This is a genomic window from Streptomyces griseochromogenes (genome assembly GCF_001542625.1).
GTDB classification, from domain to species: domain Bacteria; phylum Actinomycetota; class Actinomycetes; order Streptomycetales; family Streptomycetaceae; genus Streptomyces; species Streptomyces griseochromogenes.
Map to the genome: position 1 here is coordinate 6,594,612 of NZ_CP016279.1, position 15,392 is coordinate 6,610,003.

At 71.3% G+C, this 15,392-nt stretch carries 12 protein-coding genes; 8 read left to right on the plus strand and 4 right to left on the minus strand.

What is annotated here, in order from left to right; genetic code table 11:
• Positions 1–310 precede the first annotated feature (310 nt).
• On the plus strand, positions 311–1,417 hold the full coding sequence (locus tag AVL59_RS28350; protein WP_067309892.1) for an AraC family transcriptional regulator: 1,107 nt from the start codon (positions 311–313) through the stop codon (positions 1,415–1,417).
• A gap of 24 nt (positions 1,418–1,441) precedes the next feature.
• Here AVL59_RS28350 and AVL59_RS28355 read toward each other — a convergent pair whose 3' ends face one another.
• The 4 genes from AVL59_RS28355 to AVL59_RS28370 form a co-directional block, all read right to left on the minus strand.
• Positions 1,442–3,106, minus strand: coding sequence for a serine/threonine-protein kinase (locus AVL59_RS28355; RefSeq protein ID WP_067309895.1), 1,665 nt, complete (start codon positions 3,104–3,106; stop codon positions 1,442–1,444).
• Between the two features lie 29 nt (positions 3,107–3,135).
• Positions 3,136–3,414, minus strand: a complete 279-nt coding sequence (locus tag AVL59_RS51705) for a hypothetical protein (protein ID WP_067309898.1) — start codon at positions 3,412–3,414, stop codon at positions 3,136–3,138.
• 236 nt (positions 3,415–3,650) lie between these two features.
• On the minus strand, positions 3,651–3,941 hold the full coding sequence (locus AVL59_RS28365; protein WP_067309901.1) for a hypothetical protein: 291 nt from the start codon (positions 3,939–3,941) through the stop codon (positions 3,651–3,653).
• A gap of 105 nt (positions 3,942–4,046) precedes the next feature.
• Positions 4,047–8,315, minus strand: coding sequence for an FtsK/SpoIIIE domain-containing protein (locus AVL59_RS28370; protein ID WP_067309904.1), 4,269 nt, complete (start codon positions 8,313–8,315; stop codon positions 4,047–4,049).
• 290 nt (positions 8,316–8,605) lie between these two features.
• On the opposite strand from AVL59_RS28370, the gene AVL59_RS28375 reads away from it, so the two are divergent.
• From AVL59_RS28375 to AVL59_RS28405, 7 genes are all read left to right on the plus strand, one after another.
• The gene (locus tag AVL59_RS28375; protein WP_159400102.1) at positions 8,606–9,052 is read left to right on the plus strand and encodes a hypothetical protein; all 447 of its coding nucleotides are present in this window, start codon (positions 8,606–8,608) and stop codon (positions 9,050–9,052) included.
• A gap of 28 nt (positions 9,053–9,080) precedes the next feature.
• On the plus strand, positions 9,081–10,145 hold the full coding sequence (locus tag AVL59_RS28380) for a hypothetical protein (protein WP_067309909.1): 1,065 nt from the start codon (positions 9,081–9,083) through the stop codon (positions 10,143–10,145).
• A 221-nt stretch (positions 10,146–10,366) separates the two neighbouring features.
• The gene (locus tag AVL59_RS28385) at positions 10,367–11,329 is read left to right on the plus strand and encodes an alpha/beta fold hydrolase (RefSeq protein ID WP_167549303.1); all 963 of its coding nucleotides are present in this window, start codon (positions 10,367–10,369) and stop codon (positions 11,327–11,329) included.
• Between the two features lie 179 nt (positions 11,330–11,508).
• A complete protein-coding gene (locus AVL59_RS28390; RefSeq protein ID WP_159400103.1) occupies positions 11,509–12,015 on the plus strand; it encodes a hypothetical protein in 507 nt (168 codons plus the stop codon).
• A 43-nt stretch (positions 12,016–12,058) separates the two neighbouring features.
• Positions 12,059–12,655: a cupin domain-containing protein gene (locus tag AVL59_RS28395; RefSeq protein WP_067309917.1), complete on the plus strand. Its 597-nt coding sequence runs from the start codon at positions 12,059–12,061 to the stop codon at positions 12,653–12,655.
• A 176-nt stretch (positions 12,656–12,831) separates the two neighbouring features.
• Entirely contained in the window at positions 12,832–14,166 is a 1,335-nt protein-coding gene (locus tag AVL59_RS28400) for an MFS transporter (RefSeq protein ID WP_079147031.1), read from the plus strand.
• On the plus strand, positions 14,163–15,350 hold the full coding sequence (locus tag AVL59_RS28405) for an ATP-grasp domain-containing protein (protein WP_067309920.1): 1,188 nt from the start codon (positions 14,163–14,165) through the stop codon (positions 15,348–15,350). Before AVL59_RS28400 ends, AVL59_RS28405 begins: the two co-directional genes overlap by 4 nt.
• The last annotated feature ends 42 nt before the right edge of the window (positions 15,351–15,392 follow it).

A 15,392-nucleotide genomic window follows, 5' to 3' on the forward strand; every position in this document is an offset into this window, starting at 1 on the left:
CACCCGGAAGCCAAATGTCTTCGCAGGTCAGAGGCATGGTCGTCCCGCTTTTGAGGCTTCTGCCGGGCAGCGCTGGCCGGTGCGGTGCGGGCCGATCCAGACTCGGTCCCAGCACCGGTGGAACGGCCTGGCACCAGGCTGCCGTGCGGGCCTTCGGGGGGGGCAGGAAGCCGGGGCGGCGGAACGGAACACCTCGCACCTGAAAGCCCCTGGCCCATACGGCGGGTTCTGCCCGTCCGCCGGTCTCGGCGCCCGGGGTGCGCACGGGACTTCGGGCAAGTACGCCAAGTTGCACAGGGGGATTCAGAACATGACGGCTGACGGCAGCTCATCCGGCTCCGACGAACGCGAGATCGCGAACGCCACGGCGGCCGCCATCGGCAGGCGCCGTCGGCAGCCCGCCGTCACAAGGCCCGGTATGCGCGCGGTGCGGCGGTCCCGTGCTGCCGCCGACCACCCGGCAGCAGCGGACGCCGCCCCGAGCGGCGATGCTCCGCTCCGGGCCCGCACGGGGGTGGCCGGAGGGACGGACCATCGGCACGTCGACCTGGGGCCGGTGCGGCTGTCGCTGCTCAGCCCGCCGGCGCCGCCCGCCGGCGTGGAGCTGGAGGGCCGGTACGACGAGGGCCTGCCGCGCACCTGGCACCTGGTCTTCGCGACCCGCGGGCCACTGGTCCTTGGGCGCGATCAGCGGCTCGTCCGGGTGGAGTCCGGCAGCGTGCTGCTGTGGGAGCCTTCCGAGTGCTTCCGGCTCTCCGCCGTCACACCCGGGCGCCGGGGCCGGGCCGTGGTCCTGCACATGCCCGAGGCCGCCCTACCGCTGCCCGGCGAGGCGCTGCACGACGTGTCCGGGCGCCCCACACCGACCGGGTCGGGACCGGCGGCCCTCCTCGCGTCCTTCGTGCACGGGCTCGCCGCACAAGCGCCGTCCGCCGAGACCCGGCACACCGCGTGGCTGGGCAGCGCCGCGGTCAACCTGGCGACGGCCTTCCTGGACAGCGAGACCGCGAACCGTCACGGCGAGAGCGTCCCGCATCCGGCCGAACCGGTGCCCGCCGCGCCGGAACCCGCCCGGACGGGAACCGACTTGCTGTTGCGCGACATCAAGGCGTACATCGAACACCACCTGCACGACGCCGACATGTCGCCGACCGCCATCGCCACCGCCAACCACATCTCGCTGCGCTACCTGCACCATCTCTTCCAGCGGGACGGGCTCACCGTCGGCTCGTTCCTGCGCGGACGCCGCTTGGAGCACTGCAGGGCGGACCTGGCCGATCCGGCCCAGTCGCAGCGCAGCGTGTGCGAGATCGCGAGGCGATGGGGCTTCCGTGACCCCGCGGTGTTCAACCGGACGTTCAAGTCGGCCTACGGGGTCACGCCGGGCACGTACCGCGGACAGCGGCCGCGGCGGTGAGTCCGGGGTCCGCCGGCAGGTCGGTCACGACCGCAACGCCGCCCAGGTCCGAATGCCGACCTGACCGTCGACCCGGAGGTGGTGATCGCTCTGGAACCTCTTGACCTCGGCCAGCGTGTCGTAGCCGAAGATGCCGTCCACGCCGCTGGGGCCGATGTTGTAGCCGCGGGCCTTGAGGATGCACTGCACCTCTTTCACGGGCGCCCCTTGGTCGCCGGACTGTGTGAGCCGGGTACCGGAGTAGTAGGTGCAGGACTTCCAGGGCTTGGCGGGAGCGGGGTGCGGGGCGGGTTTCGTGGTCCCGCCGGACGTGGCCGGCGGGGGATCGTTCGGCTGCCGCGGCTGGGCGGGGTCCGTGGCGCCGCCGGCGGGCGGGTTCCCGTCCGGCGGTGGAACCGTGACGGTGACGGAGGGCGCCGCCGTGTGCCGGGGCCCCTTCCGCGGAGAGGCGGGCGTGGCGTGCGGGGACCTCGTGGCGGAGGCGGAGGTGTGTGATCCGGCGTGCGAGGCCGAGGTCTCCTGGCGTGCGGAGTCTCCTCCGGAAGCCGCCACGGCGACTGCCGCCGCCGCGATCGCGGCCACTGCCGCCGCGCCCACGGCCAGGGGCCACCGGCGCCGGGCGGCCCTCTCCTCCCCCGGGTCCTCGGGCTTGGTGCGGCGCAGGACGGTCAGCTGGTCCATGGGCCGCACCGCCACCGCTGTCCCGTGCCAGCCCGCCCGCGCCGCGACGGCCTCGGCGACCGCCCCCGGCCATTGCCCGTCGGCGGCGTGCCCACGCGTGGCCTCGACGACGTCCTGCGGGCTCGGGCGCCGACGCGGGTCCTTGTCCAGGCACCGGCCGATCAGTTCGGCGAGGTCGGGATCGCGCCGGGCGACCTCGGCGAGCACCTGCTCGCTCGGCGGCGAGTAGATGATCCGGTGGATGACGTCACCCGTGGTTCCCTCGCCGAAGGGAGCCGAGCCCGTGACCGCCATGGCGAGGACCGAGCCGAGCGAGAAGACGTCCGAGGCCGTGCCCACCTCGTGGCCGTCCGCCTGCTCCGGAGACATGAAGGCCGGTGTCCCCAGGTGCTGGCCGGTCATGGTGAGGGAACTGGCGTCCGCGGTGTGGGCGACCCCGAAGTCGATGATGCGCGCACCGTCCGGCCCCAGCAGGACGTTGGACGGCTTGAGGTCCCGGTGGACGATGCCCACGGCGGCGATCGCGGTGAGCGCCTGTCCGATCTCGTGCACAAGGCGCCGGACGACCGGCACGGGCAGGGGCCCGCACCGCACGATGGCGTCGGCCAGGCTGAGCCCGGGCACATAGGCGGTCGCCATCCACAGGAGCTCGTCGCGGTCGAAGCCGGAGTCGAGCAGTTCGGCGGTGTACGTCCCGTGCACCCGGCGTACCGCCTCGACCTCGCGCTCGAAGCGGCGGCGGAACCGCTCGTCCTCCGCGTACTCCGAGCGGATCACCTTGACCGCGACGAGCGCCCCGGCTCCGTAGGTCCCTTCGGTGTCGGACTCCCGCCCGAGGTACAGCCGGCCCATCCCCCCGCCGCCCAGCCGGGCGAGCACCCGGTAGGGGCCGATGTCCGACGGGTCGGACCGACGCGGCGGCTCGGCGTCGAACAGCGCCAGGTCTTCCGCGGAGAGTTCGGCCGCGGCCGGCTGACCGGCGTCGGCGGCGGGGTTCGTCTCGGGCATGCGGGGTCCTCGGGTCCTCTCCGTGGCCTCTACTCGCCGCCGGCGTGCGAGATCCTGGTGAGGATCGTCTGTACCTGCTTCTGCAGCTGCTCCAACGCCCCCCTCATCCTGTCCAGGTCCTGCCGTGCCTGCGGCCACACCTCGCCCCTGAACTGCCGGGCCAGCGGACCGTCCCAGTGGTTCGGGTCGCTCAACTGCTGACCGTGGCTGTTCAGTTTCCCGATGACGGCGGGAAGCTCACTGGTGATGATGCCGAGCATCTTGGTTGCCTGATCGTGCGCGAAATCCGTCTTCTTGACGGTTCCCATGGTGTCTCCTTCGCAATGATTTCCGAGTTGGTGCCGGTCTTGGCCTGGCCCCAGATATCCTCGCTCCCCCACCTGATCGGCGATCAGGCCGTCGATGTGCACCTTGCCCGGCCCGTCCGAGCGACGGCTGAGCCGAATCCAACCCATCCCCGGTACGTAGGCCTTTGTGTTTCCGGGAGAAATCGGATCGCGGATGGGCTCCACGTTCCCGAGCTCTTCCCCATGCGTCCTGACACCTATCCCTCGTGCTTCTTCTGAGCCGCGTGGGCGGCTTCTGTCGCGCTCGAGATGCTCGCCTGCAATGTGCTGGCCGTCTCTCTGAGATGGGCGAAGGCCGCCTGTTGACGTGCGTACTCCTTCTCGAATTCTCTCCGCTTCGCTCCTTGCCAGTTGTCGCTGTGCGGGGTTCCGAGAAGAGCCTTGCGCCGGGTTGTGCGCAGCCAGATGAACCAGTCGAGCTTCGCGATGAGTCGAGACAGTTCCCTACTGATCCGATCCGCGGCCGCAAAATCGTACTCACGTGACATCAGTCGAACTCCCCACGAATCACATGAGAATTCTCCGATTCGTGTCCCCCGGTGTCATTGACCTCTGGCGCACAAGGCTTGGCATTCCGCGCAAGGCCGGTTCCGTCACCGTGCCACCTGCACTCCGCCCGCGACGCCGTCGATGACCAGATAGCCGCGGCCCGGGAGGGGTGCCAGGCGGTCGTGGCGGGGCAAAGTGGTGCCGAGCAGGTCGCCGTCGAGGTCGTGGTCGGGGGCGAGCAGGATGCCGCAGCGGCTGTCGCGGGCGCCCTGGGTCCAGTGGCCGTAGGTGCGGCGCAGGGCGTCGGCGCGGGCGGCGGCGACGAGGTGGCGTCCGGGCGGGGACGCGGACAGCCAGCGGTCCAGGACGCCGAGGTCGTCCTCCACCGTGTCCGCGTCGTCGACGAGGAGGAGGGTGGGGCCCGGGTGGGGCGCGAGGGCCGCTTCGAGGTCGCCGTACTCGGTGACGAGCGCGGCCGCCCCGGCAAGTTCGCGCAGCGGCGAGCGGCGGGGTGCGAACACCACGACGGCCGGCGGGTCCGCCGCGGCGATCACCTGGCGGGCGACGGTACACAGGGCGGTGGAGCGGCCGGACCGCTGCGGTCCGGCGATCAGCGCGTGCTCCTGCTCGTACAGCCGCAGGCCCGTGGCGCCGAGGGTGTCCCCGTCCAGACCGACGGCGATGTGCCAGGGCTCGGCGGTCACCACGGCCGGTGCCGTGAGGGCGCCGAGCGTGATCTCGGCGGGCAGCAGGCCGACTTGGGGCGCGGAGGTGACGGCGCCGGGCCGGCGGGCGGCGCAGGCGGCCACCGCGGTGGCGAGGTCCTCGGCGGGCAGGCCGATCTGGATCACCTGGCGGGTCGCGGCCACCAGTGCGCGCCCGGGCACATAGGCGGGAACCGCACCGCGTGGTACGTCGAAGTAGCTGTACTCGCCCGGGTCGGCAAGGCGCATCAGCAGCTTCTGCTGGGTCAGTGCCGCCCACGCGGACGGCACCGCGCCGGACCGGTCCGCGGTGACGGCGAAGCGGATGCCGACGGCCGGCCCGTCCGCGTAGACCCGGGCGAGTTCGTCGATGAGGTTCATCCCGGCGACGTCCTTGTCGAAGTCCGACAGCAGCGCCCCGAGGTTGTCCAGGAGGACCAGCCAGTCGGGGGCCGGTGCCCCGTGGCCGGTCCCCGCGACGCCGCGTGCCTTGCGCTCGTCGAGTTCCCGGCGCAGCAGCCGGATGAGGCGGATCTGCCGCTCGCGTTCGGCCGGCCCGATGTGGGCACCCGTGTGCGGCAGGCCGGTCAGCGGCGCGAGGCCGCCCGCGCCCATGTCGAGGGCGAAGATGTGGCACCGCTCGGGCGGGTGGGCTCCGGCGGAGGCCAAAGCCAGGGCTGCCAGGGCGGTGGACGTCCCCGATCCGCCGCTGCCGTAGATCAGGACGTTGCCCGCCGTGGGATCCCAGCCGACCGGGTACTGCCGCTGCCGATCGGGGTCGTCGGCGAGGGCGTACGCGGGCAGGCCCACGGCCTCCGTCTGCAGACCGCGTTCCGCCACGGGCGGCAGATCGGCGGCGTGTACGACCGTGGGCAGGGGGTCGGGCCAGGGTCGGCGTGGCTCGGCGAAGCCGGCGAGCCCCGACGCCTGCCCGGCGGCGGCGACCAGGCGCTGCAGGTCGGTCTTGCCGTCGGTTCCCGCTGTGCCCGGTTCGGCGGCGGGCAGGCTCAGCAGGAAGGGGGCCGCGGTCACCGGGGCCGTCACAGCCGTTTCGGGGGTGACGCCGGTGGACAGGGCCGTCTGTACGGGCACGACTTCACGGGCGCTGAGCCGGTAGAAGGCGCGGCCCCACTGCCGGCTGCCGATCGCCGCGGCGGCCGGGTCGTCGATGACGTCCTGTGAGTCTCCGGTCGATTCCAGCCGGAGTGCGATGCGCAGCTTGACGTTGTTCTTGATCGCGTCGTTGACCGAGCCGGCGGGCCGCTGGGTCGCCATGATCAGATGGACGCCCAGGCTGCGGCCGCGCTGCGCGATGCCGACGAGGGAGTCCACGAAGTCCGGGAGCGCCTTCACCAGCGTGGCGAACTCGTCGATGACCACGGCCAGTCGCGGCATCGGCTCCAGTTCGGTCCGCCCGGTGTCACGCAGACGCTGATAGTCGCGTACGTGGCTGAGGCCCGTCCGGCGCAACAGCGCTTCGCGGTGGCGCAGTTCGGCCTCCAGGCAGCGCAGCGCGCGTTCGCTGAGCTGCTCGTCGAGGTCGGTGACCAGGCCGACGGTGTGCGGCAGGGCGGCGCACTCGTCCAGCGCTCCGCCGCCTTTGTAATCCACGAGTGCGAAGGTGAGATGCTCCGGGTCGGCGTCGACCGCCATGCTCGCGATGAGCGTGCGGAGCAGCTCGCTCTTGCCCGAACCGGTGGTTCCGGCGATGAGCGCATGCGGGCCGTCGTCGTCGAGGTCCACGGTGAACAGGTCTCGTTCGGTGACCCCCAGCACCGCCCGGACCCTGAGTCGGGGCACCCGTTTCCTCCAGTGGTCGGCCACCGCGGCGCCGTCCACGCTCTCCAGGTCCAGCAGGGGAAGCAGTGAGATCCGGTCGGGCAGGCCCGCGCCCTCGATCCGCAGTTCCGGGTCCTCGAAGCGGGCCAGCGCCCTGGCCGTGTCCCGCGCCTCGACCGCGCGCATTCCGTCCAGCAGCACCTGCTGCACGGTGACACCCAAGGCCACGTCACGGACCTTTCCCACGCCCTCCGGCGATGCGGTGACCACGGAGGTGCACAGGGCCGGCAGGCGGGTGGTCAGCACCAGCGCCCCGCAGCGCAGGGAGGTGCTCGCGATCAGGTCCCGAAGCCGGTTGGGCCGTCCCTCCAGCAAGGTGGCGCCGTCCACCACCACGAGCAGCACGGGACCGGCGGACCGCTGCGCACCGCCGTCCTGCGGGACACCACCGGCTTCTCGGGGCGGCGCCGCGGCGAGCAGGTGCTGAGCCAGTGTGTCCGCCTGCTCGGAGCCGACCGCCACCAGGCGGGTCGTCCCGGATCGTACGTCGGCCCCGTGCGGCAGCCACTTCGTCCAGTCCCAGTCGGCCAGCCGTTCGGCGTCGGTGAACACCGCCACCGTGACGTCCGCGGGCCCGCTGCCCACCACGGCCTGGCACAGCAGGGAACGGGCGACGGCCAGGCACGCCTTCCGGTTGCCCTCGAAGCCCACGGCCTCGCCCGCCGAGACTCCCACCACGACGGGCACCTGTGGCAGGACGGACTTGCGCGCGAGCACGGCCGCCGGTTCCGGTGCCGGCTCGGCGGAGCCTCGTTCCAGCGGCGGTTCCCAGGGCAGGTCGGCCGTGCCGACCACGAGTCGGAGGAAGTCCTCCGCTGCCGGACGCCGCTCCCAGAGTGCGGTCCCGGGAGCCGTCGCCCGGTACAGCGCCTCAGCCGGGTCGCAGTGGGCGGCACGACGGAATCGGATCTCGTCGGTGCGCCGCCGCTCCACCGCCGCCTCGAACTCCGCGATCCGGGCGCGGTATTCACGACTGCCCCGGCGCGACGAGGATCTGCCGCGCAGGCGTTCCTCGGCGAAGTTGGCCACGAACATGATCGGGGTGAGCGCCGCGATGGCCGCATAGCGCGGGTCGCCGGTCAGCACAACCGTCGCTGCGGCCATGGCCAGCGGGCCGAGCAGCGCAGCGACGCTGAAGGGAGCCTTGTGCGTACGAGTCGGCGGTGCGGGGACGGCGATCGGCGACGTGTCGACGGGACGGCCGCCCCGCGGCGGGCGGTTGAAGGGCAGCGTCCCGCCGGGCCCGGCCTCACGGACCGCGTTGATCCGCTGCACCGGCCCGAACCGGTCGGCGGGCACTGCGCGGAGCATCAGTTCACCGCCGAGCGACACCAGGTCGCCGGCCTGGACCGGGACCGTCTCATGGGTCCTGACGCCGTTGACATCCGTGCCGTTCGCCGAGCCGAGGTCGGTCACGGTGACCCGGCCGCCGGGCAGGACGTCGAAGACGGCATGGAGCCGTGACACACCCGTGGCCACGACACGGACGTCCGCTTCCGCTCCGCGCCCGACGACCGTGCGGCCCACCGCCAGTGGCACGCTGCGGCCCGCCTCCAGCCCTCCCACCAGCCGCAGGACGACCGCCGGCTTCCGTAGCGCGCCGGCCATGAGCCCACCGGCCACACGCCCGCGGGCGTCGGCCACCTTCGACCCGTGCACCAGGCCGGACTCGTTCACGACCGTCTCGGGGGGCAACACCCGGCCGTCGACGGCAAGCACCCGCCCTGGCATCCCCACGGCCGCGGCCAGATCGGCGAGTGCGGCGTCCGGCCGGCCGAAGCGCACCTCCACGTCCCACTCGCGACCAGCCTCGACACAGACGATCCGCACCGCGCGCCACCTCCTGATCGCTCCGGATGACGGGGCGTCCACTCTTCCGCGGCTCGCCGGAGAGGTCATCGGCACGGCGTGCACACCGATTGACCGAGCGTGCAATGGCACCACACCGCGCGCCGCCCGCGGCCGGTCGCTCACACGACGTCAATGACATTGCGTCCCGTGCCAATGACGCCTCCGCCGAGGGGCTGGACGATGTCGAGCAAGCGGCGGTCGGCACCAGTGCTCGGCACCCGACCCCGCGGATGTGGCACTACGCCGAGAAAGGACGGGGAGAACCGATCATGCGACACAACATCAGCAGCGGCAAACGGCTGGCCGGTCGGCTGGCGGGGGTTGCGGTCTTGGCCGCGGTGGTCGCGGGCGTCACACCATCGACCGCGTCGGCCAGCGACACCTGGTGCGGCAACTGGCTGAAGGACCCGGCGTACGCGTACGGCGTCAAGGCGGTCTCCGGCACCCGGATCTATCACGGGCCCGGTTATGCGCAGGTGAATCAGGGCTACTACGGGCCTCACTGGTATGCGTGGGCATACGAGGCGAACGCCGGACTCGGCCCCGCGCTGAACTGGCGCTACCGGGACAACAACGCCCTTTACACCTGCTATCCCCAGACCGAGGGCGGCTACTACACCCCCGGCGTTCCCGACTACCAGGCGTACAAGGTCCAGGTCGAGCTCGAAAGCTACCCCGGCAACATCTATGGACAGGCCGTCTACTGGGGCGGATGACCGGCGCTCCTGCGGCGCCGGACTACCGGTGCCGCAGGAGCTCGTGGCGGGCTCGACAACCGCGGGCGTCGAGCCGAAGTACGGTGCGGAACCAGAGGGGACGTTCATGATGCGCAGGGTCGCGGCCTCGCTCGTCGCGGTGGTGGCCACCGTGACGACGGCGGCCGGTTGTACGGCGGATACGACAAGGGCGGCTGATGGCACCGCGGCCGGACGACAATCCGCGCCGCGCATCGTGTCCACCCCGGGTCCTGGTGCCGATCTGCTGTTGCTGCTGGACTCCTATGACCTGTCCCTCCAGCAGCATGTGGAGATCCAGAACGCCGAAAACCTCTTTCTCCGCCGGTGCATGAAGAACTTCGGATTCTCCTTGCGGACGCCGGCCACCCGACCACTGCCCTACCCACGGAACATGCCGCTGCTGGGTCAGCTCGATGTGCTCCAGGTATCGCGATACGGGTACCAGGGGCCCCCGGGCGTGGCGGCCGACCTGATCGCGGTGTCCAAGAACGGCTCGTGGGACATCACCGTGCAGAACGCCATGCTCCCCGTGTTCGAGGGCCGGATCAGCAGTTCGCACGGCAGGCCGGTACCCACCGGAGGGTGCTTCGGCGCGCTGCAACGGCGACTCGACGCGGGCGCGGCGACGGTTCATTTCAAGGCAGGAACGCCGCCGGTGGTTCCGGAGCGTGGGATCAGGATGTTCAAGTCCCAGGTGTACGACCAGGCCACCCATGACAGCCGGTTCCACCGGGTCGTTGCCGACTGGCGCCGATGCATGAGCCGGAAAGGGCTGCGCTACGACAGCCCGGCGCAGGCTCAGGGAGATCCACGGTGGAGCGATGCCGTCGCGGACGCGCGCCCCGGTACGACTCAGATCCGAACGGCGGTGGCCGACGAGCAGTGCCGACGGACGGTGAACTACACAGGGACTCTCTACAGTCTGATGCACGCCTACGAGCAACCCCTGATCAAGACTCAGCGCCACGTACTGCAAGAGATCCACGGCCTGCTCGAGGCAAGGCTACGGAACGCCCTTTCCCTGACGGCCGAGCCGGAGGTGTCCACAGCCGTGACCGGCGCAGGCAGCTGATCGCCTCGGCCATGGGCGTGCTCGCCCTCCTCTTCCAGGCCCATCGTGGCAGGTCACCGGGTCGGGCCGCTCGTTGCCGGAGCAACCGCGGACACCGAGCGCTGCCCGATGGATCACGCCCGAGTCCGCGGCGGGTCACCATAAGACGGACGGGGCGGATTCACGCCAGGCACCGGACCGGCACCCGCCGCACGAAGATCACGGCGCGTACGCTCAAGCACATGGTTGAGCATCGCATGATCGACGTGAACGGCGTCCGGCTGCACATCGCCGAGCAGGGCGAGGGCCCCCTGGTGGTGCTGCTGCACGGCTTCCCCGAGTCGTGGCACTCCTGGCAGCACCAGTTCGGCCCGCTGGCCGACGCGGGCTTCCGGGTGGTCGCCCCCGACCAGCGTGGATACGGACGCAGCGACCGTCCCGACGACGTCAACGCCTACACCATCTTCCATCTGGTCGGCGATGTCATCGGACTGATCCACGCCTTGGGCGAGGAGAAGGCGTATGTCGTCGGGCACGACTGGGGCGCGCCGGTCGCCTGGCACACGGCACTGCTGCGACCGGACATGGTGCTCGGGGTGGCAGGACTGAGCGTGCCACCCCCCTTCCGGGGAACGGAGCCTCCGCTGGCCGCCATGGACAAGCGGTTCGGCGGCCGCTTCTACTGGAACTACTTCAACCGCCCGGGTGTGGCCGACGCCGAGTTCGCGAAGGACACGCGGACCGCTTTGCGAAAGTTCTTCTACTGGGCCTCCGGTGACGCTCCGGACGCCGGCAAGGGCAACCAGCCGCTGGTCGATCCCGAGCGCGGCTGGCTCGCGGACATGCCGGACCCCGACGTACTGCCGGAGTGGTTCACCGAGGACGACCTCGACGCGCTCACGGAGAGTTTTTCCAAGGGCTTCACCGGGGCTCTCAACTGGTATCGCAACCTCGACCGCAACTGGGAACTGACCGCTCCCTGGCACGGCACGGTCGTCTCGCGGCCCGCCCTGTACATCTACGGCGACCGCGACGTCGTCCCCGCCTTCCCCGGCACACCCGAACTCATCGGGAAACTCCCCGCCCTGATGCCCAGTCTGTGGCGCGAGCCCATCAAACTGGCGGGCTGCGGACACTGGACTCAGCAGGAACGCCCGGCCGAGGTGAGCGCGGCACTCATCGAATTCCTGAGGGCCTGTCCCTGAGATTCCTTGGACCCGGCCTGCCGGATCGGCGTCGGCGTGATCGCCCCTCCGGTGAATCCGGTCGCCCACCGGGGTGAGACGGCCGCGGGGAGCCTCGAACCGTCGGGACTTCGACGATTACGGTGCGCGCATCATCCGCGTCTCGCGGGCCTGCGTGCTTCGTGGGCCGAAGGAGGACCGTGTTGTTCCCCGTGTCCACTCGTGGTGGGGTCGCCGCCGGTGCGGCGGCCCTGCTCCTGGCGGCGGCCGGCCCGGCACCGGCCGTTGCCGCCGACGTCGCCCGCGCCCGCACCGCGGCGGTCATCAGCTGCGCCGGCGCGATCGTCGTCAACGTCCATCCCCTCAACGGCGCCGTCGACGGCAGAAGCGGCACCAACTTCCGTTGCGCGACGCCTGACCGGTCCTTCGCGGCCGAACTGACGATCTCCGGCTCGCTGAGGAGCGGCGGTGAGCTCTCCTACGAGGCCAGGACCACCGACAGCCTCAGGCTGACGGACACGGGAGAGGTCTTCCGGTTCACGGTCGACCGCCGCTTCGACCGGGACACCACCGCGGCGACCGGCAACGCCGCCGAACGCGGCTCCAGCAGCCAGGCCCGCGATTCCGGGACCGGCACCTTCGGTACGGGGACGGGCCTGGTGACGTTCCTCGTCACCAACGGCTACACCCTCGATGTGAGCGGATGACGTCGGCTGGGTGACGGGGCGCGGCGCCCTCTAGGATGCGGTCATGGCTGCCCCGGACTCCCCTGTGCCGTCCGCCGCTCCGCGGGATCCGGAACTCGGTTTCCCGCCGCCCGGCGAGGTGCTCCACCGACTCCGTACTCAAAAGGGCATGTCACTGCGTCAAGTGGCGGCGGAGTGCGGGCTGTCCGTGTCCTTCCTGGCCGCTCTGGAGCGGGGCGAGACCGACATCGCGCTGGAACGGCTCGGGCGCCTGGCCAAGGTGTTCGGTCACGATGTCGGCTCGTTCCTCGGTTTTTCAAGGGGCCGGGCCACCCCGTCCGTCTTCCCCAGGGACGAGCAGGACGTCCTGGACCGCGCACCGGGGGTCGTCTACCGCGTCCTGCGCTCCCCCGAGCTCGGATACCAGGTGGTCACAGGGGATTTCTCCCCCCACAGCGGCCTCACCGAGGAGCTCCAGCACGAGGGGTCCGACCTCATCATGGTGACCCGGGGCACTCTGGTGGCCCGCTACAACGGGGTGGAGCACGTGCTGTCGGCCGGCGACTGCATCCGGTGGACCGCGGGCTATCCGCACAGCTTCCGCAACGACACCGACGAGCCGGCCCAGATGGTGGGAGTCCTCTTCTCCAGTCTCTACTGACACCTGCGCACTGCTCCAAAGCCCCACGGAATCCACGTCCGTGGGGCTTTTCGCTGCCTGTGGCGGCGGATCGCGTCCGAGCGGAGCCCGGTCGGGGTGGTGGGTCTCCCCTCCTCGCCATGAGCGATATTTTGCTCTACAGTGCTTTTTACTGCACAGAGAAGGGTCAACGCACGATGCCGAACTCTCCTGTAGAGGGCTCCGAACGAGCCCCCGCCCTCAGTCACTTACGGGTCACCCTGGATTCCGGCCGGCGTCGACCGGCCACGGGCGGGCTGCCGGTGGCCCGGCTGCGCTGGGCGATCAGCCTCTTCTTCGCCCTCGACGGCTTCGTGTTCGCCGGATGGGTCGTCCGCATCCCCGCGGTCAAGGAACGGATCGACGCCTCGCCCGGCATGCTCGGACTGTCCCTCCTGGGCGTGTCGGTGGGATCGGTGACCGCGATGCTGCCCGCCGGGCGGCTGTGCCGGCGGTACGGCAACCACCCCGTCACCGTCGTCACCGCGGCCCTGCTGTCGCTGTCGGCCGCGCTGCCCCCGTTCGCCCACGACGCCGTCCAACTCGGCCTCGCCCTTGTGCTGTTCGGCGCGGCCTACGGCGGCCTCAACGTCGCCTTCAACGCGGCGGCCGTGGATCTGGCAGAGGCGATCGGGCGCCCCATCCTCCCCTCCTTCCACGCGGCGTTCAGCGCGGGCGGACTGGCCGGAGCCGGGCTGGGCGGTCTGCTCGCCCCGCACCTCGGCCCGCGGCCACATCTGTTTCTGCTGACCGTCATCGGGCTCCTGGTCACCGCCTGCGCGGGCCGGGTCCTGCTCCGCGCCCCCGTACCCCGCCGCCCGGGCTCCCTCTCCAGGGACCACCCCGAGGGCGTGCGGACCCGCGGCACGGACAGCGCCGCCGGCCTTCGTCCGCTCATCGCGGTCTACGGACTGATCACCCTGTGCACGGCCTACGGCGAGGGCGCGCTCGCCGACTGGGGCGCGCTGCACCTCTCCGACGACCTGCGTACCGGACCGGGCGTCGCGGCAGCCGGGTACGCCGTCTTCGCGCTGACGATGACGGTTTCCCGGGCGTCGGGCACCCGGCTCCTGGAACGGCTGGGGGACACGACCGTCCTGGTGGCAGGGGGCCTCCTCGCCGCCGTGGGCATGCTGACCGGAGCCCTGGCACCCCAGACGTGGCTGGTCTTCCTCGGCTACGCGCTGACCGGGACGGGCCTTGCCAACGTCTTCCCCGTCGCCGTCGGCAACGCCGGTGCGTCCGGTGGATCCCAGGGGGTCGCCGTGGCGTCCGCCCTCGGCTACACCGGCATCTTGCTCGGCCCGCCGTCCATCGGCTTCCTCAGCGAGGCGTTCGGACTGCCGACGGCCATGACCACCATCGCGGTGCTCGCCGCGCTGGCCGCTCTGCTCGGCCGCCTGGCGCACCGCGCCCACGACAGTCCCCGGAACCCGCCGCCACCGACCGACCGCACACCCCGGCACCACCTGATGCGAGGCCAACACCCATGACCAACATCGCAGTGATCAACTACGGCCCCTGTCTGGACTATCCCGCCATGTTTCCCGAAGTGGCCGACCGACTCCATGTGTTCAGCCACCACGAGCTGGCCAACACGCAGGGCCTGGGCGGATACGAACACGTGACGGACTGCGAGGCCGTGCCCTACCCGGAACTGATGATCCGCCGGATGGCCCGGCAACGGCCGTTCACCCACATCATCACGGACAACGAGTACGACCTGGAACGGGTCGCGCGCATACGCGAGGACCTCGGCGTCCCCGGCCAGTCCGCGGCCGGCGCACTGTCGTTCCGCGACAAGGTGGTCATGAAGCGGGTCGCGCGGCGTACCGTCCCCACGGCCCGCTTCGCCCGCCTCGTCACGTTCACCGACCTGACGGACTTCACCGCGGTGCACGGGTTCCCGGTCGCCGTCAAGCCGGTCAAACAGGGCGGCGCGCGCGACATCACCGTCCTGCGCGGCGACGACGAACTCGTCGCCTTCAGCCGCAGGCCCTGGCGGGAAGACCTGATGGTGGAGGAGTTCGTCCAGGGCCCGATGTACCACGTGGACGCCGTCCTGGCACCCGGCTACCGCTTCGTGGCCTCCTCCCGCTATCTGCGCAGCTGTCTGGGCGTCTTCTCCGGGCTCAACAACGGCTCGGTCCAGCTGCTGCCCGACGACCCGTTCGCCCGGCGGCTGGAGGACTTCCTCGACCGCGTGCTCGAAGCCTTCGACACGCCCGAGGCCGGCGCCTACCACCTGGAGGTCTTCCACACACCCGACGACCGATTGCTGATGTGCGAGATCGCCGCTCGCGTGGGCGGGGACCGCATTCCCGCGCTCACCCGGGCCACCTACGGGGTGGACCTGCACACCGTTTCCCTGCGCCTGTCCTGCGGGCTGCCCTGCGAGCCGCCGCCCACCGGCCCGCCGGCCGAGGTGCACGGCTCGGTCTCCGTCCTTCCGCAGGGCCGCCCGGTACGGCTGCCGGGAAGGCCTCCGTTCCCGTGGGTGCGGCACTACGAGGTGAACGAACGGATCCCACCCGACGCGGTCACCCTCCACAGCGCTTCCCACCTGTGCTTCGTCATCGTGAGCGGCGTCGATGCCGTCGAGGTGGAGCAACGGCTGCTCCGGGCCGAGTCCTGGCTGATGGAGCGCATGGACCCTGCCCCGCGCCCTCTGCCGTGAGGGCCACGCGACGGGCGACCGTACGGACCCCTCTACGATCGG